Raw genomic sequence first — 17,884 nt, forward strand, 5'->3', positions numbered from 1 at the left:
CTCCCGCAGAAGTTCACGCCGGATGGTGGAACGTCAACTGCTGCGACGGCAAATTCGGCGCACTACGCGGCATCGCGTTGGGCGATCACAGCGGCGACCATCTCGGGATAGACCTCGATGAAGTGGGCGATGAGGTCCTGGACGCGCTGCCCGGCTCCGTGGTTCTTCGCCCACAGTTCCAAATTTTCGATTCGGTAGTCCGATTTGTCGCCGTTGACGTGGTGAACCGTCTCTTCGGGACGAAGCGGTCGCCCGAGGTGCTCGGCCATCGCGAGGCGGTGGCAGTAGGCGTACCCCTGAGCGTTGGCGTGCGGGCTGTCCTTCCCGACCCAAATTCGCGGGTAGCCGTCCGGCGACAGGACGGGAGTGACCTCGCGCCAGGGCCTCTCGAAGCCTCCCCAGCGGTAGAGGCGCGAAGCGCAAGTGGAGCAGTACCTACCGCTCGTGGTGCTTGTGCGGTCGCAGTCGGGATTCTCGCAGGCGCGCTTTGCTCTGCGTCGCCGCGCTCCACTGCACGCGACGGAGCACCACTTCTGGGTATTCGATCGCGGCGCGTAGGCGTGACCACACTCCACGCAGGACCTTTCGACAGCCACCCGTGGGCCTCGCTTGTGACATCCCGGATTGCAGTATTTCTGCCGGTATTCGGTCGGAATGAAGAGCGATTCGCAAGTGACACACGAGCGGGCAGTGTATGTGTGACTCATAGTTACATCATATCATCATTCACGTTTGCGTCTCTGTTCGACCGGCATCGCCGCTACGGCAAGTGTGTCGATCCTGCGACGTTCCGTGATGGCAACGGCGCCTTGGTGTTCAAGGATGCTGGTCGGGCTTACCCGTGCTGGTCGGGTGCCGCGGATGAGGCGCCGACGTGGGCTGATCGGGTGCGGGCATGAGGATCGGGTCGCTTTTCTCTGGCGCCGGCGGACTCGACCTGGCCGCCCTCGAACTCTTCCCTGGCTCCACGATGGCCTGGCATTCGGAGATCGAACCCGCAGCCTGCAAAGTGCTCGCACATCACTGGCCTGAGGTTCCGAACTTGGGCGACGTGTCCCGGATCGACTGGGCGACTGTCGAACCCGTCGATGTGCTCACAGGCGGCTTCCCTTGCCAGGATCTCTCCCTCGCCGGCCAACGTCGCGGGATGGCTGAAGGAACCCGGTCGGGTCTGTGGTCGCACATGTTCGAAGCCATTCGCGTGCTGCGTCCGCGGTTCGTGTTGATCGAAAACGTTCGTGGGCTGCTGTCCGCGCAAGCAAGGAGGGGTGATGTCGGAGCCGTACGCGAGGTGGAATCCGGAAGCGGGAGTGTGGGAGCAGGGGGAGACCGATCTCTTCGGGCGCTCGGAGCTGTACTCGGAGACCTTTCCGGCATCGGGTTCGATGCGTGCTGGGTGCTTGTACGAGCTTCCGACGTCGGCGCCTGCCATCAGCGTGCACGGGTCTTCGTCCTCGCCTACGCTGCCGACTCCGACCGCGCGGGATTGGAAGGGGCAGAATCAGCGGCGGGATCTGACGTGCCTACCGGGGGTGGTGGAGCGGTTGGGGGCGGCGTAGCGAAACTGCTGCCGACGCCTCAGGTTGCCGATGTGACAGGCGGGCACCGGACCAGGTCCGGTGCCCGCTCGGGGGAGCTGCTGTTGCCGGGTCTTGTTGAAGCTGTTGCGGCGGGCTCGTTGTTGTCTACGCCGCAAGCGCGTGACTTCAAAGGTGTTCCTGGCGCGACGTTCAACACGGCGAATCTGTGCCGTGACGTGGCGGAGTTGGACGGCAGTTGGGGTGATTACGCGCCTGCCATTCGCCGCCAGGAGTTGCTGTCTCGTCCCGCGCCTTCACCGACCGAAGCGAACAAGAACGGGAATCAGCGTCTTTCGCCCGCATTCGGCGAATGGATGATGTTTTGGCCGGCGGGTTGGGTGACGAATCCCGCGATCGGGTTGAAGCGTGCCGAGCAACTGAAATGTGTTGGCAACGGAGTGGTTCCAACGCAGGCAGTGGCAGCGTTCCGTTACTTGCTCGGGGTTGCTGCGGGTTCGATCGCCGCGTGACCTACATCGCTATTCAACTATGCGCATCACGGCATGTGGCGCGCGGATCGGAGGAGTTGTGACGGCCATCTGGCTGACTTCGGACCTGCACGTCGGACATCGCATGGTCGCTGGCCTGCGCGGTTTCGGCGATGACATCGACGCCCACGATGCCACGCTGGCCGCGAACTGGGATCGTCTCGTGCGCCCGGTCGATCAAGTCTGGCTGCTCGGTGATCTGACGGGCCGCCGCGGTGACGAAGCGCGCGGGTTGGCGTGGATCGCTGCCCGTCCTGGCGTGAAGCATCTGATCGCAGGCAATCATGACGCGGTGCATCCGCTGCACTCTCAAGCGTACAAAATGCTGCCCGAGTATCTGAAAGTGTTTGCGACAGTCCAGCAGTCGGCTACACGCAAGATCGGCGGGCATCGTGTGCTGCTCAGCCATTTCCCATACGGGGGCGAGGGTGGCGATCACACGGCGACGATCCGCTATCCCGAATGGCGTTTCCTGGACACTGGCCGCTGGTTGCTGCACGGGCACACGCATTCACCGCATCGGCAGCGTGGCCGGCAGTTGCATGTGGGTGTGGATGCGCACGGGTTGTCGCCGGTGTCGCTGCATTGGGTTGAGGAGCGGATTGCGGAGGGAATTTCGGAGGTTGACATTCCGGGGACGATTGCTTCATGAAGGTGTCGACAATTGGCGAGTGGATCGCGTACGCAGACAATCGGGACGATCCACGAGCCGAAGCGGTAGGCGAATTAGCGTACGAAATCCGTATGCGTTTGGGCCTCAACAAGCATGTGCGTGTGGAGGTGTCCGAGGAGGTCAAGCGTTCACAATGCTGCGCCGCTTGTCCTGCGCTCATGGAATTGTGGATGGTGATCGAGTATGGGGATAAAGAGACTCGTATCGAGCTTGACAGGGGCGACGACAGCGAATATCTGGATTGGCTGGATGAACCGCTCAAGTGGGCGCGGGCAGCCAATGAGAAGGCTGTACGCGAACATGCCGCTCATGTGCGAACCGATGCCCAGTTGACGGCGATCGGCAATGCCGTGACCGCTGTCGAAGCCGCTGGTTATGCCTCGGATGGCGACTGGCACGACAAGGTGATGGACCACCTCGGTGTGGGTGGGCATCGGTATCGGGATTGAATTTCGAGGTTGACCGGGTTGCGATAATTGCATTACAGAGATTCCGAAACTCCACAGATGGAGAAAACCCCGATGCTCGTCATCATCAGCGCTGCCGCAGTGAGCATTCTCATGTTCGCTTGGTTGACCTATCTGAATTGGCATGAATGCGACGAGTGGCGTAGTTTCGACGGTGCCGGATTCGTCCTCGGCGAGACCGTTGTCAGCTTCTTTAGTGCGATTGCGTTCGTCGCCATATTCTTCGGAGGAATGGGCATAGCGAACCTCTCGTTCGACCACGAAGACCATTACGCACAGGTCGAACTCGTAGCCCTTCGCGACAGTACGGGCCAAACCTCCAACTATGTGTGGGGAACAGGCAGCAGCGTCGGGACAGGCAACTATGTCTTCTACTACCGCGAGGGCGGCGCGTCACGTCTCGTCAACCTGAACGCTACCGAGGTCTTGCTCTACGAGGACACCGACAAGCCCTACGCCGTGATCTACGAGGGCTGCGAGCTGTCAGCGTCGTGGGTGGCCGAATGCTTCAGCAACTCACCGCGATTCACCGAGTTGCATGTGCCTCCAGGTTCGGTGGTGCAGCAAATCGACCTCGACCTCGGGGAGAACTGAGCCGTGATGAACTGGCCCGTCATCTTTCCGATAGCCGCTCACCTGATCCTGGGTATCGGCGCATGGATTGCCTCGCATCATGTGCGCGATGAATGGCGAATCCCGTTGCGGGCGCTCGGCGTCGGGTTGCTGATCCTGCTCGATCTGCAACTGGTCGGCGCTGGGCTCGCGTTCGTCACCACATGCGAATTCGGGGCGTGCCGATGATGGGCGATGCGGAAGTGTCCGCGTGGATCACCGACCGCTATCCGACCGCGATGCCGTGGCAGGTCGAGTTGGCTACCGACACGATCCGGGCACGGCTCGAAGGCGCACCAGGGGCGTGGACTCTCGGCACTCGCAAACCTCGCGACGTCCAATTCCTTCGCGGCATCGTCAACGACTACTTCCAGGAGCATGGCGCATGAACATCACGATCCCGCCCGAAGACCTTAATCAGGCACTCGGCAAAGCGATCCTCGAAACCCTCACCGAGGACGCACGCAACACCATCATCACCGACGCTATCGCCTACCTCAACGCCCCGAACTCGCGCGGCTACGGCGGCGACAAAACCACGCCGCTGCAAGACGCGTTCCGTGAAGGCGTGCGTCGACTGACCGACACGCTCATCGAAGATGTGCTCAAAGAATCCGAGCGCTACCAGCAGGTTCGTTCCGAGATCGCGGGTTTGATCGCCCAATTCCCGCCTGTCAGCAGCGATCCTGAACTCAAGGGCAAGATCGTCACGCTGATCCTCGACCACGTGCAAGAAGCTCAGCGCGTGCTCGAACGAGATCGGGGCTACTGATGGCCGACTCCTTCGACATCCGCGATCACTACCGCGCCGAAGCGGCCTGGTCGCAATACCAGCGCACGACCGCGATCCAGCCCGAAGCACTCGCAGACGCACACCTCGCGTGGTTGGCGGGATGGGTGGCGAAAGGGAAGGAGAAGGGGCAGTGATCGCGGAACCGGTACGCCACCTGATCCTCACTAACCAGTACAACGCCGCGCTCAACTACGCTCGCAGCCGCGACCTTCAACGCTTCACGGTCCTCTACACGCTCCGACAGGTGTGGGGGCTCAGGCTTACCGACCGCGACATCGTGCACACCGTCTACAACCCACACTTCCACGCGCCTGACTGGTGGGATGTCGTGGCGGTCATGCGTGATCGGGCATTGATGGTCGGCCGCACCCTCGAATCGTTCGCGCCGCGACTCACCCGCGAAGACGAAACCTGGTTGCGCGGTCTGCACTTCCAAGCCCCATGCGGGTTGCCTGGCGAAAGCACGTACGAGGTTGAGCGCGAATGGGTTGAGCGCAAGGTGGTCGACGGGTTCATTCGTGCAGCCGAAGACAAGTTCTGGCCGGGTGTTGTGCGTCGTGAAGATGTCGAAGTGCGCGAGGACGACGGCGCAATAAAAGGCATGACGTTGGTGGTTGCTCGCTGGAATCCGTTGGCGCGGGAGCAGGCCGCATGACCGACCGTCGGATCTGGGCGCGACTTTGCTTCAACCGATACACGCGCAAATGGACGATCCTCTACCGCGACAAGAACACGGTGCTCGGCTTCTACTTCGACGACACCACATTCGATTCGCAGGCCGAGGCGGCGATAGCGGCCGAACGGCACGTGTCGCTGGCGCGCGTCTATCAGGGCGATGAGCAGGCAGCATGACGGCCGAACAACCGTTTTCCCTCGCCGACGTCAAACGCCTGCGCGAGGAAACTGGCGCTGGCTGGATCGCATGCCATGAGGCACTGTTCGCGACGTACGGCGATCACGAGAAGGCGGTCGAAGTGTTGCGGGTGATCCGCGCATGACCGACTTCGATCGTGAACGTGAAGTGTGGAAGCAGTGGATTCGGGACATGAACAGCACCGACCCGGCCGCGAAAGCCGCAGCGAACAAGGCACTCGACTACTGGGTCGAGACCGGCGAATGGCCCGAAACGAAAGACGAGGCGGCATGAACGCCGAGGAGATACGACGCGAGGCTATCGAACGGCTCGCTATCGCCGAATGGGAAAGCAACCACGCTGGCGAGCGGGCAGTGTTCGGCTGGACCTGGGACAACATCGCCGACGGAATGCGCGACACCTACCGGTTGCATGCCGGGCGTCTCGTGCGCGCACTCGGCGACCTCCTGCGCGCCGAACCCGATGCCTACGTTGTCTTCTCCAAACGTGAGCCCGACGAGGAAACGTGGCTGAGTGGCCCGTGGGATACCGATGCCACCGTGTTCGCGGATTACGAGGCCGCGGTCGGTTCGATGGTGAATTGGGAAGCCGAACTCGTCAACTGCGGGCATGACCCAGACATTTTCGCGATCGGTGAGGTTCGGCTCGAACGCGGCTCCGCATTGACCCACGGCACCATGCACGTCACCCGCGTGAAGCTCACACCCGAACAGGTCGCCGAAAGCCGAGAGTACGTCGACCGAATCCTCAACCAGGAGAAGCCGTGACCGAGCCAGCCAAGATCGACCGCAAACACGTCCAACTCCGCATCGGTGATCTCCTGCCAGGCGAGTCGGGTTCCATCAGCACCCACGTTGTCCAAGTCGACAGCGATATGAGCGTGTGGCTCGACGGAAACGCTCTCGTTGACAACGAATTCGACCTCGGTGTGGTTCGGCGGGATGACGGCTACCACCTGGTGCTCGCGAGCGAGGAACAGCAACTCTCGCGGTCGACTCGCGGACTCATGTCCGGATTCCGTATTCCCGTTGTGGAAATCCATGTGGCCGAACCGAAGGGGCGCGCGTGAACACCGCTGATCTGATCGCGAAATACGAAAACGAAGACCAGGAAAGCCTCAGCCCCGAAGCTGACGCCATCTACGAACTCATCCACAAGGCGTGGAGAAGCGAAGACAACCGCTGGCAGTACGGCGACTACGACGACCACATCGAAGGCTTGAAACGGCTCGGGGCATACATCGCTGTTGAACTGGGGGCGCGGGCATGATCGCGAAGACCGAATCGTACGAAACCCGTGTCAGCACCAAGTATTTCGACGTCAAAGCCATCGGCATGACACTCGGCGACCTGCGCGGCATCATCGTCGCGTGTGAGGGCATGGCTGACGAAGCGGATATCCACGTCTACGGGCTCAGCAAGTCGAGCGAAGACGGACGCTACGGGTTCGGCAAGATGCGCGTGCGGGCGGAGCGGGCGGCATGAGCAGCGTCACCAAACGCACGGTCACGCACCTCGACGTCGTATTCGATGCCGAAGTCGTTGACCCTGCAACAGGCGCGGTCGTCTACTCGCGGCCACTGCCTGCCCGGTTCAGCGAGCACGACAACAACGGCACCTTCGACACGCTCCGATTCCCGATCGCGAACCCGCCCGAATGGGCTGTGTTGAACCTGCGCCTCGACGGTCGACTGTGGCGCAGCTGCGAGGTCGAGATGCCGCCCCACGGTGGCACATCCGTGCTGACCGTTGCGGTGCGTGCGCGCATGTCGGGGCTGCTCCCGGGCGAATGGGAACAACTGCTTGCAATGACCGAGGAGGCAGCATGAGCTACGACATCCGCACCGATGGCAGCACATCCGTCGGACCCGAAGGCGTGTACCTCGTGTGGGTTTGGTACCACGGATCAGTTTCGGCCGAACGCTGCGACAGCCTCGAAGAAGCCTTGCGCCGATACGCTGCGCTGTCCGAAGAGGACTGCTCCGTGCAATGTGTCGACGGCCCCGCAGGCGTTGTCGCGGACTTCGAACTCGATCTCTGGGACGAGGGACGCCGCGCTCGTCGGCAGGTCGAATGGCAGCGGCAGCGGGCGGGAGAAATGGGCCGAGTCTCCTACGGTGTCCAAGTCCGAAACCCGCAATACCCGAACGAGTCCGACGAAATCGAATCGTTCGATGACCTGTCCGATGCGGTCGAGTTCATGGGGCAGCTGAATCGTCCAGGGCGTGTGCGGATCATGCAGAGGGTCGTGGGGGAGCGAGGGCGCGTCATGGTCGACTGGGCGGCCGAGGACGAAGGGCAGGTTGCGGCGTGACCCGCATCGAGTCCGTCGAGCAGGCGGAAGCAACACCCGATGGCGTGCGCGCACACGACGGTTGGGGCGAGATCGTCACCCGCCGCGGCGACGGTTGGGTGCGTGAAATATGGGTGAGCAGTGAAGAACTGCTCGCTGACGGGCCGGTCGAGATCGCGGAAGACGAGGACGAGGCGTGAGGCAGAGCAAGTTGCAAGCAGGGCTCGACCGGGATGAGGCCATCGCTCGGGCTGCCTCACCCCACGTTTGGCGACCCGAACCATGGGAGAACGAGCATGGCCGCGAGTTCATCGTGGTCGCAGACGAAACGGTCGGCGCGCCCGCGTTCGCAATCAGCAACGAAGCGAACGCCGAACACATCGCACGCTTCGACCCTGCGGGCATGGGCAGCATTTTCACGGCGATGCGGAAGGTGCTGGACGAGCATCGCAACAAGGGCGGCTACTGCGACACGTGCCGCCACTACGACTACGCATACGACTACGACCCTGTGCCGTACCCGTGCCCGACCGTGCAAGCCCTCGAAGCCATCTACGCCGCCGACCCCGAGCCCCGCTACTACACGGTGTTGGTCACCTGGTCGGAGGAGGACGGCGAACACGTCGGCATCTGCCCCGCCTTCCCGTCACTGTCCTACCTCGCGCCAGGGTATTTCGATGCGCTGCAAGGGATACACCAGCTGGTGCAAGACACGATCGCGGACATGAACAGTCGGGGCGAAGAACTGCCAGAGGAGGTGTGAGGTGAGCACGATACGCATTTCCGTCGAGATCGACGGCACAGCCTACGTACAGGCCATGGATCTCAGCCTGAGCGCAGATTTTTACACCGGAGCGCCATCCGGGATCGCGTGCGACTTCAGCGAGCAGGCGGCAGAACTTGCTGCGAAGATCGAAGGGCATCTCATTCGGGAGTACGGGGTGGCGCGGGAATTGAGGTCGATGTGAGCCTGTTCTGGGACGACCTCGCGAAGGATCTCGAAGATCCTGAGTTTCGCCGCGCATACGAGGAAGCCGCCGAAGAGATCGCGCAACTCCACGCACGCATGGACCGCGACAACCGCGCGCGACACGCTCTCGAAGACGTGGCCGCGGAGTTCGGTGTCGACCTCGACGGAGCTGCGTGAGATTGCGTTGCCTGGTCGGCTGGCATAAATGGCATTCCATCATGCACACCTACCGCTCCGTCGGCTACGCCCAAGATCCAGAGGGCGGCTGGTTCGAGCAGCGATGCAGGCATTGCGACGCACCCTGGAAGCCGCGCCCGCAATTCCCGATCACGCTCCAGGTTTGACTATTCGGGCTCGGCCAACCGCACTGCGAACGCGCGCACCGTCTCGGCCTGCTCCTCGGTCAGCCGATCCACCATCCGATGCAACCGATCATGCACGCTCGGCTTTCGCACATACACGCCCTTGCCGTGCACCGCGGTCACCAACCCCTCATCGGTGAGGATGCGCACAGCTTCACGCGCCGTATTCCGGGCGACACTATGCGTTTCAGCGAGGACACGCTCAGACGGCAACTGATCGCCAGGAGCGAGAACGCCAGCGGTGATGTCGCCGCGAAGGACGTCCGCCACTCGTCTGCTCGCTGGCTGTTCGCGTGCGCTCATCCCCGTATTGTAGTGGCTTGAGCCAGCTATTCGACGTCTACCGGGGATTGCTTTGCCCGCTGATAGTTCCCATCAACCCGCGCGAAGCATTCAACACACATCATCTTGTCCGGTGCGCGTATGGGCCGTTCACCGCACAGGACACACAGCTTCGGTTCACTCACCCGACGATCCTACGACGCTCCGTCAACGTGCCAGCCGCCGTCAACCCGTCACGCGCCACCACCCGAGCCAACATGCGGCGCGTCAACAGTAACCACTGCGCCACCTCATCATCAGCCAACCCATCCAAAACCAGCGAACGAGCAATCCCGTCATACACCGGTGCCGCAGCCTCATAGACTTCGGCGCCCACATCCGTCAACACCACATTCTTCAGACGAGACCCCGGCGTACGCGACACGCGCTCGATCAGCCCGCGCCGCTCCATCACCATCAGGCGGCCCGCCAAACGCGATATCGACGAGTCGACCGCGAACGCCAACGTCGACAGACTCAAACGCTGGTCCGGCTGGTCCGCTAGCTCATCCAAGATCCGAAATTCGACGTGCGTCAACTGGCATTGGCGGCGTAGTCGAGAATTCACGATGTACGACGTGTGCTCAGCCAGGGACACGAAACTTGTCCATGCCTGCTGTCGTGGATTGTCGCCAGGGTTGTATTCGAGCATCACGCCACCCTCATCCGGTCGTCCTGCATCCACTTTGGCGAATCCTGGGCGCGACCGCAGCAAATTCGAGGAAACCGGATGATGCGTCATTCGATCGCGATCGATACGGGCCGTGACTTCTCGCAATGGCAGTACTCATCCGTGTCCGGCGTGTACACCACCTCGCCGCAATCACACTGATGCGTGCGATGCCCCGTGCGACCAGGCGCCTTACACGGCACCCAACCCGCTGTCACCTGACGATTCGCCAGAACATGGCCGACGGGGCAGCGCACAGGCCGCGGCTCGACCCAGTTGCCCTCGCCTCGAAAGACGAGCGTGCGGGGATCGTTGACGCGGGTGTCACCGACCACGTAATGCTGACGCATACGACCATCCTGACATCAGCGGGTGACAAGGGCGGCTATTCTCAGTGCGTCAATGAGCGATCGGCGACGATTACCCCCCAACGCGAGAGTGCCCCGAACCATCGCACGGTTCGGGGCACTGTCGTTGGGTGATCAATCCGCGGACTTCACATGTCGGGCCGCCGCGATCATTGCCGCAGCCTGACGCAACGCAAGCTTCGGACTCGCCGGATTGCCAACTCCCAACGACGCGATCCGGCCGTGCTCATCCAACTTCACCGCCGCGAACTTGTCGACCTCGCTCACTGGCCACCTGGGGTCGCCGAAATCGTCTGTCACTGCCGCAGGCAACTTCACCAGCGCCAGGCCCTGCCCGTCGATGATGCCCGCAATGTCCCGCGCCCACGTCTCCACGTGTGCGACCGGCATGTCCGGCAGCGTCTTCTTGATTGCCTCGACCAACAACGTCTGGCTATCCATCCCGCTTCTCCTGCTCTCGCTCATGTTTCGGCTTCCGCTTGTATTCCGTGCCCGACGGGATCGGCTGTGCAGCATTCGAGCGGCGTTGGTCATGCCGGCGACGCCAAGCAGACAGGTCCGGGCGTTCAGGGTCGGGCGTGGTCACGGCAAGCCCTCGGTGAAGTCCCAAAGAGTTGTCAGGTTGACGTCGAAACCGACTTCCCCGACGGGCTCCAGACCGCAATGCGGCTCATGCATGCAATAGCCGCCGCAATCCGGGTAGGCGCAGTTGCACACGCCAGTATCGGTGACCAGGTAGTCATCGACGAGGTAGATGCCCTTCATGACGCTTCCCCCTCGGGCTCGGCCAACTTCAGGAAGACATCGACCGCGGACCGCAACGCCCGCGCCGACTCGACATCACGCTTCGACGCGAACCCATCTGACGCTTTCTGCACTAGGTAGGCGGCGTTCTCCACGCGTTGTGCCTGAAACATCTCAGCGGCCCAAGGTGAATCCAGCGGTCCCAGCTCGGTCCAACCGTTCCAGGTGCCCTCGGATCGTTCCAGCCAACGAACGCCATCACGCTCACACGTACGCCCAATATTGAACTTCTCGACACGCCCGCCAACCGTGACCACAACGTCACGCTTGCCGATCTTGTCGACGACGGCGGTTTTGATACGGCCCGTGCCGTGATGCCGGAACGCGTGCGCCACTTCCGCGCCCATGGTGAGCCATTCGAGGCCCGGGGTATCGGTCATGCTGCGTTCTCCTCGGCCAAGTGCACGATATCGTCCATGGCATACGTGATTGGACTGCGCGACGTGTAGACCACGACGAACCCGCGCTTGTGCGTGATGCCCAGGATCATGAGAAACCCCGATTCGTCGCCATAGTCGCAAACGATGGTGCGGCCGACATCATGCGGGCCAAGGAACCCCGCGACACGCCCCTCCGTCTCGTAATCGCACTGTCGATGTCCATTGGGGTGTTTCACGGTCTCTCCTCAAAGGGTGGAATCCAGCCGTAACATGCGGCAGGGGACAGGAATGCGGGGGATCCGGACGGGTTTCGGCGGGATGCTGCCGATCAAGCCGCCCGCGGCAGGTGGAAGCAGTCGGCACCGGTCACCAATTCCATCGCACGCTTCACGGTCACGTCATGCCAATCCCGGTAGATGCCGCACGCGATCCCCGAGAACAGGCGATAGGTGCCCGTCGCGCGCGTGTGCCACGTCATGCGGATCTCCGTTGGCACACCGCAGCCTTCGGGCAGCCACTTCACAGCGATCGACACGAACGGGCTGTCGCCGCTGTCGACGCCGTGCTGCACGATGAACGACCGGCCATGCGAGAGAGCGGCATCGACCAGCTCGGCGAGCGCCTTCGGGGGAGTGAACGTGGTCATGGTGAACCTCTCTGCGGGATCGGGAGGTTGGGTGGTGGCTGTCGCTCGCGGGGACGCCGTTGTCCCCTCTGTGCGCCGTTGAACAGGGCGCCAGCCACTCGCGAACTAGTCGAGTCGGCCCCACTCGTGCTGTAGCTCGTACGCACCTTCACAGAGCGCACACAGGCGCGGATTCATCGCAGAGGGGAACATGTAGGTGCCGTGACATTCGCGGCATGCGGCGTGGTTGCGCTCGTGATCCTGCATTGCCATTCGCCTTTCGTGGTCGGAGTGATTAAGCGCCGACGAGGTGCGCCGTGCGCTTGTACGCGCCGAATCCGACGGTGAGGGCGGGATCGGCGGGGTTGTAGGCGCAGGCGAGGTAGGGGTGCCCGTTGCGCGCGGTCCACACCTGCACGGGCGCAACACCGGTGAGCGCGACGTACGCGGCCTTGACCTTCCTGCCGGCGTGGGAGGCGTAGCGGCGCAGCAGGTCTTCGTCGTCGGTGAGTTTGCCGAGCGCGGTGGTGATGGTGACGAGGGTTCCGGTGGCGAGGAAGCGGATGGTGGCAGCGACCAGGACGTGTTCGATGCGGCGTCGCAGGGCCTTCGCCGCAGCCTTGCGGGTGGCGGTGTGGGCGCGGTAGGTGCTGCGGATCATCGGAGGCTCCTCGAATGGGGGTGGTTGGGCTGAACTGTCAGCAGGTCAGGAGTTGGCCTGCGAGCCGATCGATTGCGAGATGAATTCAGCCGCAGCGGCGAGAGAAGCGACCGAGTGAATCAGCCCGCGCGGCCCGTTGATCACGAAGTCGTCGGTCACGTGATTGCGGGAAACGGTCCAGCCGGTGATGTCGGCGTTGGAGTCCCGATCGACCGCTTGGTACCACGTGACCGTGTTAATCCCCAAGGGCGTGCCGTAGTAGCGCGCGGGGAAGGTCGTCTCGGTGCTCAGGGGTGTGAATACGACGCCGATGGTGGTCACGGGCTGCTCTTTCGGGGGTGTTGAGGCGCGGCGGGCGTCGAGTTCGGCGCGGCGAAGATCGGCCCAGTCCGGTCGGTTCACGCTGGTGCCGTGCTGGAAAACCGGCATCTTGCGGGTGACGCTCCAAACCTCGTGCACCACGCCGTTCGTGGACAGGGTCCAGAACATCGGGCGGACCCTTCGGTAGCCCTCGCCGTCGTAGCGGTGGGCGACGGTGCGATACGCGCGGCCCGACTTGTGGTTGTCCCCGCAGCTGCGAGTAGCGGGACCGGGGCCTGTGCCGCGCAGGAAGCGGACGGCTTCGCCCGCGGTGACTGCGATGACCCAGCCGTAGGTGTCGTAGTTGTCAGTGACGTCGCAGCGCAGGACGTTTCCGCGGCGATCGAAGGCTACGGGAGCGAGTGAGTAATTCGCGGTCATCGGGGGCTCCTTCGGTAGCGGCTGATGTCTTCGACTGTACACCTAGATTACATCATGATGCAAGTCAGTCCGACATGATCGAATCCGGCGAGTCGGCCTCGCGATCGGCGAGCGCCGTGAGGATGTCGCCGAGCAGTATCGGCAGCGCGGGATCGTGCAGTGTGCGACCGGATTTGACGTCCCTCTGTACGAACTCGACGCCGTGCCGTTGTGCGTTGAGCAGCATGGCGAGCACCTTCAACGCCTGGTTGTAGACATCGGACTTGCTCATGCCGGTTTGATCTGCCAGCTCCTCGACGTAGGTGGCGGTGAAGGGGGTTTGGGAGATGCTGAGCCTTCGATCGGGCATGGATGCACCGTACACTTTGTTTACATCGCCAGCAATAGAGTGTGATGTGCTGTAGGCGACCGATCGTCAGTCTCGAATCGGTGACAACGTTGTTTGCATCACATCAACTAGTGTAGCGTGTAATGCAATCCGGCTGGCACCGGAAACCCAACCCCTGGAGGACACGTGAGCAACAAGTACGAGTGGATCGAAACCATCCACCGCGAATGCGGCGGCCAAGGCTGCGGCGTCTGCGGCTGGGACAAAGGCGTCATCAACGTCCGAGTGCGACTGGAGGACATCGCGTGAACATCACTGCCGAAGTTCTGACCCTCCTCGGAACCGACGACGCACGAATCGTCGGCCGCATCGGCTCCGACCGGCTCTTCACCGACCGCTGCGACTGCTGCGACCAACCCGCAACCGTCCTCATGGAGGTATCGACCCAGTACGGCCGCGGAATCGAACGCGAAGGCTACATCTACTGCCTCGAACACGCCCGCGAAGACGGCGACGGCACCGCCTGGATCACCTGCGACGAAATCGCCGTCACCATCCGCGCCTCACTGCTCGCCACCGACCTCGCCGCCTAAGGAGAACCAATGCGCACCTTCACCGAAGCCGACATTCGCCAGCTCCTTCGCCTGCCCGAGGACCATTACCGCATCTCCGTCGACATCGACTGGGATGGCCGCGACTTCCGCGACGTCCCGTGCTTCGTTGATGAATCCCTGCCCGCTGCGGTGTTCGTCGATTGGGATGAGCCGACCGACGACCGCACCGAAGAGGGCTACCGAGTCGGCAGCTACCTGCGCGAAGAGGCGTACTCGTGGCAGCACGCGCCGGCCGCGTTGGCGCGCATCGTGGAGGCGGCCAGCGACTTCAAGGGCGCTATCGACCTGACCGTCAACTATTGGTGCCTCATGTACGCGCTGCCAGTTCAGGCGGCTGCGTGACTTCGCGTCCGCTCGACGATCGGGGCGTCTACATCGGTGACGCCCCGATCCGGGACCACGCAGGCTACACCGTCGATGTCGGCGTTGAAGACCGGCATGTCGTGCTGAAGAACGCATTGGACGGCAACAGCATTCACGGCATTCGTACAGACCTTGCAGGCGATCAGGTGGACGACTTGATCGAGCGGCTGCAAACCGCCAAAACCAAACTCCAGGAGCAGAAGTGACCCGAATCCGGCTAACCGTCGACTACACCCCGCGCCTTGCCGACTATCCAGCGCATGTGGTCACCAAGCGTGACGCGATGGAATTCGACACGCAGATGGTTGTCGAAGGCGTCTCGCCCGAAGGCGCGTTGATCGACTTTGCCGAAGACATCGTGTACGAGGTCGTCGACGAGGGCGAGGACTGACCGCCATGCAACTCCCGACCCCGATCCGCGCCGCCATCTCGCGCCTGACCGTGACCGACCATCAGCGGCAGTCGGCCGAGCAACGGTTGATTGCCCGCGTCCGTGAGATCAACCGAGACCTGGCGTGGGAGTTGAATCCCCGCGCGCAACAGCTCGCCGACGCACTCGACACGTACGGAATGGAGACCGGGCAGTGACCGAGTTTGAGACCGAGGATGTCCGCTACGGCATCGAACAGCCCGATGGTGTGCTCGCCAGCAGTCGACCGAACCGCGACACAGGCAAGTGCGATTACAAGCGCCTCCCGAACGACGCCTACGCCTACCTGTGGTCGAATCCCGAAGACGCCGAAGCCAACCGGGTCGCGCTCGCCGATGAAATCGGGTACGGCGCGGGGGAACTGTTCGAGCAGCATACGCGGGTCGTTGAGGTTCGCGTCACGACGCGCATGACCGTTCGGCCTGTTGCCCCGACCGTTGAGGCCGAGGTTGCCGAGGTGAGCGAGCCGCGCACATGGCAGGACGCCCGCGAGGTTCCCGCCGATGTCATCTTCCGTTCTGCCGGATTCGACCCCTCGCCCTCCTGGCACAAGCTTCCTTGCGGGGAGTTCTTCCAGTTCAGTGCCGATCCTGCGAAGTCTCGGCCGGTCATGCACGAGGACATCAATCGCGTTTGGGGCAGTGACTACGGCTTTGTCGAAGTCCTGCCCGACGTCGAAACCTCAGCCTTCCAAGCCGATGGTGCGGAAGATCCCAAACCGCGCACCTGGGCGAAGGCGGAGAAGGTGCCGATGGGCGTCCGGTTTGCCGCCGCCGTGGACGGTAGCGAGGTGTGGGAGCGCGTCGATTCCAGCCGGGCGCTGAAGCGGATGGCTGGAGGGACGATCGCTGAGACTCTGGCCGAATTGAATGCCGACCATCCCGACGGCTTCATCGAGGTTCTGCCGTGAACGGCCTCTACTGCGCTTGGTGTCGGCACGTCATCGGCTCGGATGAACCGAGTTGCGAGCACTGCCGCACGGAAACCCCCTAGACCTGCCGTCTCTGGCCGCAGCCTCACCGTGTACGCGCTGGCTGGCCGAGACGCAGGAGGAGTGCGGCGCCCGAGATCGACCCCCACATCTCTCGGGCGCCGCCCCTACCAAACAACGACCAGGAGAACGAAATGCAGATCGACGACATCAAACTCCGCGGCGAAGTACTCCACGACTTCCCTGATTCATCCGCTGAATGGATCGAAACCGACATCCGCGTCGACATCAAGGGCAGCTTTCGCCCCGCCGTCGAACTCCGCTTCTTCGATGGCAGCGAGTATCAGGCGTTGCGGATCTCGAATGCCGAACTGTTGGAGCTGTTCGAACTGGTGAAGGCGCGGACGCGATGACCATCCACGCCTGGGATGTGCCGTGCCCGAAATGTCAGTCCGAAGCAGGCTGGGCGTGCATCAACATCCACGGCAACCCGTACCGACGCAAGGGCGTAACCGCCCAGCACGCCGACCGCAAACGGGCCGCAGCAATCGCACGACACCCCGCATCGAAAGGGAACCGATGACCGACGATCTCGGCACACAAGTCGCCATCGGTGTAGCGCAGGGCCTCGCCGCTCAACTTCGCAGCTCTACCGACTTTCTGCTCGCGCCTCTCAAGCACGACAGCGACCGTTGGCAGGTGCTCACGTCCGCACTCCGCGACTTCGCCGACCAGGCCGACAGCCGCGACGTGGGCGACCGACTGTATGCGCTGCTGCTCCGCATTGAATCCCTCGACGAGGAGCGAGCGGCCGAGGTGTCACGTCGCATCAACTACTGGAACGACGCCGCGCCCCGCATCAATCTCGACGCCGAATGGAGTCACTGACATGGACTACAACTATCCGCACATCCGCACCGTCTACGAACACCTGCTCACCCACCCCGACGAGCATGACCAGGGCACGTGGGCGAAATGCGTTGCCGGTCACGCCGTCCGACTGTCCGGCAGTGACTGGACGTTGGTGCGCGACAGCCGCAAACACGTGGACGGCTCCGAAGTCACGAACATGCGTACCGGTGAACTCCGTGACATCGAAGACGTCGCGGCCGAACTGCTCGGCATGGACATCACGCAAGCCCGCGGACTGTTCGCTACCGACAACCGGATTGCCGTCGACTGGTTGGGGGACATTTTGGCCGCGCACGAAACGATCGTCCTCGACCAGCTCGCGAAGGAGTGGGCGTCGTGAGCAGCGTCGGCGGTTACTCGTCCCACCGCTACGAAACCCTGGAAGACCTCGCCGAACGCCTCGACTGGACCGCGAAGAACAGTCCCGAGTTCGAGCAGGTGTTGCGCGACTACCTCGGCGTACTTCACGGGAGCGTGCAGATTCGGTCCGCGATGGACGACTATCAGCCGCTTGTCGAACGTCGACACAACAACAAGCTGAGGAATGCTGCCTGATGGCGTGGTGGGAGCCGTACGACGAGTGGCATGAAGCGTTGCCCGAGGACGAGAAGAAAGCGTTGGCCCC

The 17,884-nt window shown here is 62.7% G+C and carries 44 protein-coding genes; 33 read left to right on the forward strand and 11 right to left on the reverse strand.

What is annotated here, in order from left to right; translation table 11 throughout:
• Positions 1–62 precede the first annotated feature (62 nt).
• Positions 63–707, reverse strand: a complete 645-nt coding sequence (locus DAT37_RS46105; protein WP_109527173.1) for an HNH endonuclease — start codon at positions 705–707, stop codon at positions 63–65.
• Between the two features lie 188 nt (positions 708–895).
• On the opposite strand from DAT37_RS46105, the gene DAT37_RS24725 reads away from it, so the two are divergent.
• From DAT37_RS24725 to DAT37_RS24815, 22 genes are read left to right on the forward strand one after another with little or no spacing between them, the layout of a single operon-like run.
• On the forward strand, positions 896–2,050 hold the full coding sequence (locus DAT37_RS24725) for a DNA cytosine methyltransferase (RefSeq protein WP_109527174.1): 1,155 nt from the start codon (positions 896–898) through the stop codon (positions 2,048–2,050).
• A 58-nt stretch (positions 2,051–2,108) separates the two neighbouring features.
• On the forward strand, positions 2,109–2,720 hold the full coding sequence (locus DAT37_RS24730) for a metallophosphoesterase (RefSeq protein ID WP_232839972.1): 612 nt from the start codon (positions 2,109–2,111) through the stop codon (positions 2,718–2,720).
• Positions 2,717–3,190 (forward strand): hypothetical protein, encoded by a 474-nt coding sequence (locus DAT37_RS24735; protein ID WP_109527176.1) that lies wholly within the window; start codon positions 2,717–2,719, stop codon positions 3,188–3,190. Before DAT37_RS24730 ends, DAT37_RS24735 begins: the two co-directional genes overlap by 4 nt.
• Before the next feature lie 57 nt (positions 3,191–3,247).
• On the forward strand, positions 3,248–3,802 hold the full coding sequence (locus tag DAT37_RS24740) for a hypothetical protein (RefSeq protein WP_109527177.1): 555 nt from the start codon (positions 3,248–3,250) through the stop codon (positions 3,800–3,802).
• Positions 3,803–3,808: 6 nt separating this feature from the next.
• The gene (locus DAT37_RS24745) at positions 3,809–4,009 is read left to right on the forward strand and encodes a hypothetical protein (protein WP_109527178.1); all 201 of its coding nucleotides are present in this window, start codon (positions 3,809–3,811) and stop codon (positions 4,007–4,009) included.
• The gene (locus DAT37_RS24750) at positions 4,009–4,209 is read left to right on the forward strand and encodes a hypothetical protein (protein WP_109527179.1); all 201 of its coding nucleotides are present in this window, start codon (positions 4,009–4,011) and stop codon (positions 4,207–4,209) included. Before DAT37_RS24745 ends, DAT37_RS24750 begins: the two co-directional genes overlap by 1 nt.
• The gene (locus tag DAT37_RS24755; protein WP_109527180.1) at positions 4,206–4,592 is read left to right on the forward strand and encodes a hypothetical protein; all 387 of its coding nucleotides are present in this window, start codon (positions 4,206–4,208) and stop codon (positions 4,590–4,592) included. The genes DAT37_RS24750 and DAT37_RS24755 overlap by 4 nt, the downstream gene beginning before the upstream one ends.
• Positions 4,592–4,747 carry a hypothetical protein gene (locus tag DAT37_RS44230; RefSeq protein ID WP_157978652.1) on the forward strand — a complete coding sequence of 52 codons (156 nt, stop codon included), beginning with the start codon at positions 4,592–4,594 and terminating at the stop codon, positions 4,745–4,747. Before DAT37_RS24755 ends, DAT37_RS44230 begins: the two co-directional genes overlap by 1 nt.
• On the forward strand, positions 4,744–5,268 hold the full coding sequence (locus tag DAT37_RS24760; RefSeq protein ID WP_109527181.1) for a hypothetical protein: 525 nt from the start codon (positions 4,744–4,746) through the stop codon (positions 5,266–5,268). The genes DAT37_RS44230 and DAT37_RS24760 overlap by 4 nt, the downstream gene beginning before the upstream one ends.
• The gene (locus DAT37_RS24765) at positions 5,265–5,465 is read left to right on the forward strand and encodes a hypothetical protein (RefSeq protein WP_109527182.1); all 201 of its coding nucleotides are present in this window, start codon (positions 5,265–5,267) and stop codon (positions 5,463–5,465) included. Before DAT37_RS24760 ends, DAT37_RS24765 begins: the two co-directional genes overlap by 4 nt.
• Positions 5,462–5,611, forward strand: a complete 150-nt coding sequence (locus tag DAT37_RS44235; RefSeq protein ID WP_157978653.1) for a UBA domain-containing protein — start codon at positions 5,462–5,464, stop codon at positions 5,609–5,611. Before DAT37_RS24765 ends, DAT37_RS44235 begins: the two co-directional genes overlap by 4 nt.
• Positions 5,608–5,760: a hypothetical protein gene (locus DAT37_RS44240; protein WP_157978654.1), complete on the forward strand. Its 153-nt coding sequence runs from the start codon at positions 5,608–5,610 to the stop codon at positions 5,758–5,760. The genes DAT37_RS44235 and DAT37_RS44240 overlap by 4 nt, the downstream gene beginning before the upstream one ends.
• Positions 5,757–6,254, forward strand: a complete 498-nt coding sequence (locus tag DAT37_RS24770; RefSeq protein ID WP_109527183.1) for a hypothetical protein — start codon at positions 5,757–5,759, stop codon at positions 6,252–6,254. The genes DAT37_RS44240 and DAT37_RS24770 overlap by 4 nt, the downstream gene beginning before the upstream one ends.
• Complete coding sequence (locus DAT37_RS24775; protein WP_109527184.1) at positions 6,251–6,556, forward strand: hypothetical protein; 306 nt, start codon at positions 6,251–6,253, stop codon at positions 6,554–6,556. Before DAT37_RS24770 ends, DAT37_RS24775 begins: the two co-directional genes overlap by 4 nt.
• Complete coding sequence (locus DAT37_RS24780) at positions 6,553–6,756, forward strand: hypothetical protein (protein WP_109527185.1); 204 nt, start codon at positions 6,553–6,555, stop codon at positions 6,754–6,756. The genes DAT37_RS24775 and DAT37_RS24780 overlap by 4 nt, the downstream gene beginning before the upstream one ends.
• Complete coding sequence (locus tag DAT37_RS24785; protein WP_109527186.1) at positions 6,753–6,971, forward strand: hypothetical protein; 219 nt, start codon at positions 6,753–6,755, stop codon at positions 6,969–6,971. Before DAT37_RS24780 ends, DAT37_RS24785 begins: the two co-directional genes overlap by 4 nt.
• Entirely contained in the window at positions 6,968–7,315 is a 348-nt protein-coding gene (locus DAT37_RS24790) for a hypothetical protein (protein ID WP_109527187.1), read from the forward strand. The genes DAT37_RS24785 and DAT37_RS24790 overlap by 4 nt, the downstream gene beginning before the upstream one ends.
• A complete protein-coding gene (locus tag DAT37_RS24795) occupies positions 7,312–7,800 on the forward strand; it encodes a hypothetical protein (protein ID WP_109527188.1) in 489 nt (162 codons plus the stop codon). The genes DAT37_RS24790 and DAT37_RS24795 overlap by 4 nt, the downstream gene beginning before the upstream one ends.
• The gene (locus tag DAT37_RS24800; RefSeq protein WP_109527189.1) at positions 7,797–7,979 is read left to right on the forward strand and encodes a hypothetical protein; all 183 of its coding nucleotides are present in this window, start codon (positions 7,797–7,799) and stop codon (positions 7,977–7,979) included. Before DAT37_RS24795 ends, DAT37_RS24800 begins: the two co-directional genes overlap by 4 nt.
• Positions 7,976–8,542: a DUF6221 family protein gene (locus DAT37_RS24805; protein WP_109527190.1), complete on the forward strand. Its 567-nt coding sequence runs from the start codon at positions 7,976–7,978 to the stop codon at positions 8,540–8,542. Before DAT37_RS24800 ends, DAT37_RS24805 begins: the two co-directional genes overlap by 4 nt.
• A gap of 1 nt (position 8,543) precedes the next feature.
• On the forward strand, positions 8,544–8,747 hold the full coding sequence (locus tag DAT37_RS24810; RefSeq protein ID WP_109527191.1) for a hypothetical protein: 204 nt from the start codon (positions 8,544–8,546) through the stop codon (positions 8,745–8,747).
• Positions 8,744–8,926: a hypothetical protein gene (locus DAT37_RS24815; protein ID WP_109527192.1), complete on the forward strand. Its 183-nt coding sequence runs from the start codon at positions 8,744–8,746 to the stop codon at positions 8,924–8,926. Before DAT37_RS24810 ends, DAT37_RS24815 begins: the two co-directional genes overlap by 4 nt.
• Before the next feature lie 167 nt (positions 8,927–9,093).
• Here DAT37_RS24815 and DAT37_RS24820 read toward each other — a convergent pair whose 3' ends face one another.
• From DAT37_RS24820 to DAT37_RS24865, 10 genes are all read right to left on the reverse strand, one after another.
• A complete protein-coding gene (locus tag DAT37_RS24820) occupies positions 9,094–9,414 on the reverse strand; it encodes a GntR family transcriptional regulator (protein WP_109527193.1) in 321 nt (106 codons plus the stop codon).
• A gap of 160 nt (positions 9,415–9,574) precedes the next feature.
• Complete coding sequence (locus DAT37_RS24825) at positions 9,575–10,174, reverse strand: MarR family winged helix-turn-helix transcriptional regulator (RefSeq protein WP_109527194.1); 600 nt, start codon at positions 10,172–10,174, stop codon at positions 9,575–9,577.
• A 410-nt stretch (positions 10,175–10,584) separates the two neighbouring features.
• Positions 10,585–10,911 (reverse strand): hypothetical protein, encoded by a 327-nt coding sequence (locus tag DAT37_RS24835; protein WP_109527196.1) that lies wholly within the window; start codon positions 10,909–10,911, stop codon positions 10,585–10,587.
• A gap of 141 nt (positions 10,912–11,052) precedes the next feature.
• Positions 11,053–11,235 (reverse strand): hypothetical protein, encoded by a 183-nt coding sequence (locus tag DAT37_RS24840; RefSeq protein ID WP_109527197.1) that lies wholly within the window; start codon positions 11,233–11,235, stop codon positions 11,053–11,055.
• Complete coding sequence (locus tag DAT37_RS24845; protein ID WP_109527198.1) at positions 11,232–11,654, reverse strand: hypothetical protein; 423 nt, start codon at positions 11,652–11,654, stop codon at positions 11,232–11,234. Before DAT37_RS24845 ends, DAT37_RS24840 begins: the two co-directional genes overlap by 4 nt.
• Positions 11,651–11,890, reverse strand: coding sequence for a hypothetical protein (locus DAT37_RS44245; protein ID WP_157978655.1), 240 nt, complete (start codon positions 11,888–11,890; stop codon positions 11,651–11,653). The genes DAT37_RS24845 and DAT37_RS44245 overlap by 4 nt, the downstream gene beginning before the upstream one ends.
• Before the next feature lie 92 nt (positions 11,891–11,982).
• The gene (locus tag DAT37_RS24850; protein ID WP_109527199.1) at positions 11,983–12,300 is read right to left on the reverse strand and encodes a hypothetical protein; all 318 of its coding nucleotides are present in this window, start codon (positions 12,298–12,300) and stop codon (positions 11,983–11,985) included.
• A gap of 274 nt (positions 12,301–12,574) precedes the next feature.
• On the reverse strand, positions 12,575–12,940 hold the full coding sequence (locus tag DAT37_RS24855; protein WP_109527200.1) for a hypothetical protein: 366 nt from the start codon (positions 12,938–12,940) through the stop codon (positions 12,575–12,577).
• 45 nt (positions 12,941–12,985) lie between these two features.
• Complete coding sequence (locus DAT37_RS24860; RefSeq protein WP_109527201.1) at positions 12,986–13,681, reverse strand: hypothetical protein; 696 nt, start codon at positions 13,679–13,681, stop codon at positions 12,986–12,988.
• Between the two features lie 64 nt (positions 13,682–13,745).
• The gene (locus DAT37_RS24865; protein ID WP_109527202.1) at positions 13,746–14,030 is read right to left on the reverse strand and encodes a hypothetical protein; all 285 of its coding nucleotides are present in this window, start codon (positions 14,028–14,030) and stop codon (positions 13,746–13,748) included.
• A 165-nt stretch (positions 14,031–14,195) separates the two neighbouring features.
• Between DAT37_RS24865 and DAT37_RS46110 the strand changes: the two genes are divergently transcribed.
• From DAT37_RS46110 to DAT37_RS24910, 11 genes are all read left to right on the forward strand, one after another.
• Positions 14,196–14,318 (forward strand): hypothetical protein, encoded by a 123-nt coding sequence (locus DAT37_RS46110; RefSeq protein ID WP_269814798.1) that lies wholly within the window; start codon positions 14,196–14,198, stop codon positions 14,316–14,318.
• Positions 14,315–14,602, forward strand: a complete 288-nt coding sequence (locus tag DAT37_RS24870) for a hypothetical protein (RefSeq protein WP_109527203.1) — start codon at positions 14,315–14,317, stop codon at positions 14,600–14,602. The genes DAT37_RS46110 and DAT37_RS24870 overlap by 4 nt, the downstream gene beginning before the upstream one ends.
• Before the next feature lie 9 nt (positions 14,603–14,611).
• On the forward strand, positions 14,612–14,965 hold the full coding sequence (locus tag DAT37_RS24875) for a hypothetical protein (protein WP_109527204.1): 354 nt from the start codon (positions 14,612–14,614) through the stop codon (positions 14,963–14,965).
• Positions 14,962–15,192, forward strand: a complete 231-nt coding sequence (locus DAT37_RS24880; protein ID WP_109527205.1) for a hypothetical protein — start codon at positions 14,962–14,964, stop codon at positions 15,190–15,192. Before DAT37_RS24875 ends, DAT37_RS24880 begins: the two co-directional genes overlap by 4 nt.
• Positions 15,189–15,377, forward strand: coding sequence for a hypothetical protein (locus tag DAT37_RS44250; protein ID WP_157978656.1), 189 nt, complete (start codon positions 15,189–15,191; stop codon positions 15,375–15,377). The genes DAT37_RS24880 and DAT37_RS44250 overlap by 4 nt, the downstream gene beginning before the upstream one ends.
• A gap of 5 nt (positions 15,378–15,382) precedes the next feature.
• A complete protein-coding gene (locus tag DAT37_RS24885; RefSeq protein WP_109527206.1) occupies positions 15,383–15,574 on the forward strand; it encodes a hypothetical protein in 192 nt (63 codons plus the stop codon).
• Positions 15,571–16,326 (forward strand): hypothetical protein, encoded by a 756-nt coding sequence (locus tag DAT37_RS24890; RefSeq protein WP_109527207.1) that lies wholly within the window; start codon positions 15,571–15,573, stop codon positions 16,324–16,326. Before DAT37_RS24885 ends, DAT37_RS24890 begins: the two co-directional genes overlap by 4 nt.
• Before the next feature lie 215 nt (positions 16,327–16,541).
• The gene (locus DAT37_RS24895; protein WP_109527208.1) at positions 16,542–16,760 is read left to right on the forward strand and encodes a hypothetical protein; all 219 of its coding nucleotides are present in this window, start codon (positions 16,542–16,544) and stop codon (positions 16,758–16,760) included.
• 166 nt (positions 16,761–16,926) lie between these two features.
• Entirely contained in the window at positions 16,927–17,235 is a 309-nt protein-coding gene (locus DAT37_RS24900; protein ID WP_109527209.1) for a hypothetical protein, read from the forward strand.
• Between the two features lies 1 nt (position 17,236).
• The gene (locus DAT37_RS24905; RefSeq protein ID WP_109527210.1) at positions 17,237–17,599 is read left to right on the forward strand and encodes a hypothetical protein; all 363 of its coding nucleotides are present in this window, start codon (positions 17,237–17,239) and stop codon (positions 17,597–17,599) included.
• The gene (locus tag DAT37_RS24910; RefSeq protein WP_157978657.1) at positions 17,596–17,814 is read left to right on the forward strand and encodes a hypothetical protein; all 219 of its coding nucleotides are present in this window, start codon (positions 17,596–17,598) and stop codon (positions 17,812–17,814) included. The genes DAT37_RS24905 and DAT37_RS24910 overlap by 4 nt, the downstream gene beginning before the upstream one ends.
• Positions 17,815–17,884 lie beyond the last annotated feature (70 nt).

Source organism: Nocardia aurea, from assembly GCF_003123685.1.
In the GTDB taxonomy this organism is placed as follows: Bacteria; Actinomycetota; Actinomycetes; order Mycobacteriales; family Mycobacteriaceae; genus Nocardia; species Nocardia aurea.

What these genes read in the sequence shown, in the direction of transcription:
- DAT37_RS24820 (WP_109527193.1), bottom strand. Translation starts at nt 9,414, where the DNA reads ATGAGCGCACGCGAACAGCCAGCGAGCAGACGAGTGGCGGACGTCCTT.
- DAT37_RS24835 (WP_109527196.1), bottom strand. Translation starts at nt 10,911, where the DNA reads ATGGATAGCCAGACGTTGTTGGTCGAGGCAATCAAGAAGACGCTGCCG.
- DAT37_RS24725 (WP_109527174.1), top strand. Translation starts at nt 896, where the DNA reads ATGAGGATCGGGTCGCTTTTCTCTGGCGCCGGCGGACTCGACCTGGCC.
- DAT37_RS24900 (WP_109527209.1), top strand. Translation starts at nt 16,927, where the DNA reads ATGACCGACGATCTCGGCACACAAGTCGCCATCGGTGTAGCGCAGGGC.
- DAT37_RS44230 (WP_157978652.1), top strand. Translation starts at nt 4,592, where the DNA reads ATGGCCGACTCCTTCGACATCCGCGATCACTACCGCGCCGAAGCGGCC.
- DAT37_RS24785 (WP_109527186.1), top strand. Translation starts at nt 6,753, where the DNA reads ATGATCGCGAAGACCGAATCGTACGAAACCCGTGTCAGCACCAAGTAT.
- DAT37_RS44235 (WP_157978653.1), top strand. Translation starts at nt 5,462, where the DNA reads ATGACGGCCGAACAACCGTTTTCCCTCGCCGACGTCAAACGCCTGCGC.
- DAT37_RS24740 (WP_109527177.1), top strand. Translation starts at nt 3,248, where the DNA reads ATGGAGAAAACCCCGATGCTCGTCATCATCAGCGCTGCCGCAGTGAGC.
- DAT37_RS46105 (WP_109527173.1), bottom strand. Translation starts at nt 707, where the DNA reads ATGAGTCACACATACACTGCCCGCTCGTGTGTCACTTGCGAATCGCTC.
- DAT37_RS24865 (WP_109527202.1), bottom strand. Translation starts at nt 14,030, where the DNA reads ATGCCCGATCGAAGGCTCAGCATCTCCCAAACCCCCTTCACCGCCACC.
- DAT37_RS44240 (WP_157978654.1), top strand. Translation starts at nt 5,608, where the DNA reads ATGACCGACTTCGATCGTGAACGTGAAGTGTGGAAGCAGTGGATTCGG.
- DAT37_RS24895 (WP_109527208.1), top strand. Translation starts at nt 16,542, where the DNA reads ATGCAGATCGACGACATCAAACTCCGCGGCGAAGTACTCCACGACTTC.
- DAT37_RS24750 (WP_109527179.1), top strand. Translation starts at nt 4,009, where the DNA reads ATGGGCGATGCGGAAGTGTCCGCGTGGATCACCGACCGCTATCCGACC.
- DAT37_RS24790 (WP_109527187.1), top strand. Translation starts at nt 6,968, where the DNA reads ATGAGCAGCGTCACCAAACGCACGGTCACGCACCTCGACGTCGTATTC.
- DAT37_RS24855 (WP_109527200.1), bottom strand. Translation starts at nt 12,940, where the DNA reads ATGATCCGCAGCACCTACCGCGCCCACACCGCCACCCGCAAGGCTGCG.
- DAT37_RS24905 (WP_109527210.1), top strand. Translation starts at nt 17,237, where the DNA reads ATGGACTACAACTATCCGCACATCCGCACCGTCTACGAACACCTGCTC.
- DAT37_RS24845 (WP_109527198.1), bottom strand. Translation starts at nt 11,654, where the DNA reads ATGACCGATACCCCGGGCCTCGAATGGCTCACCATGGGCGCGGAAGTG.
- DAT37_RS24850 (WP_109527199.1), bottom strand. Translation starts at nt 12,300, where the DNA reads ATGACCACGTTCACTCCCCCGAAGGCGCTCGCCGAGCTGGTCGATGCC.
- DAT37_RS24755 (WP_109527180.1), top strand. Translation starts at nt 4,206, where the DNA reads ATGAACATCACGATCCCGCCCGAAGACCTTAATCAGGCACTCGGCAAA.
- DAT37_RS24770 (WP_109527183.1), top strand. Translation starts at nt 5,757, where the DNA reads ATGAACGCCGAGGAGATACGACGCGAGGCTATCGAACGGCTCGCTATC.
- DAT37_RS24745 (WP_109527178.1), top strand. Translation starts at nt 3,809, where the DNA reads ATGAACTGGCCCGTCATCTTTCCGATAGCCGCTCACCTGATCCTGGGT.
- DAT37_RS24860 (WP_109527201.1), bottom strand. Translation starts at nt 13,681, where the DNA reads ATGACCGCGAATTACTCACTCGCTCCCGTAGCCTTCGATCGCCGCGGA.
- DAT37_RS24885 (WP_109527206.1), top strand. Translation starts at nt 15,383, where the DNA reads ATGCAACTCCCGACCCCGATCCGCGCCGCCATCTCGCGCCTGACCGTG.
- DAT37_RS24735 (WP_109527176.1), top strand. Translation starts at nt 2,717, where the DNA reads ATGAAGGTGTCGACAATTGGCGAGTGGATCGCGTACGCAGACAATCGG.
- DAT37_RS24825 (WP_109527194.1), bottom strand. Translation starts at nt 10,174, where the DNA reads ATGACGCATCATCCGGTTTCCTCGAATTTGCTGCGGTCGCGCCCAGGA.
- DAT37_RS24795 (WP_109527188.1), top strand. Translation starts at nt 7,312, where the DNA reads ATGAGCTACGACATCCGCACCGATGGCAGCACATCCGTCGGACCCGAA.
- DAT37_RS24840 (WP_109527197.1), bottom strand. Translation starts at nt 11,235, where the DNA reads ATGAAGGGCATCTACCTCGTCGATGACTACCTGGTCACCGATACTGGC.
- DAT37_RS24875 (WP_109527204.1), top strand. Translation starts at nt 14,612, where the DNA reads ATGCGCACCTTCACCGAAGCCGACATTCGCCAGCTCCTTCGCCTGCCC.
- DAT37_RS24765 (WP_109527182.1), top strand. Translation starts at nt 5,265, where the DNA reads ATGACCGACCGTCGGATCTGGGCGCGACTTTGCTTCAACCGATACACG.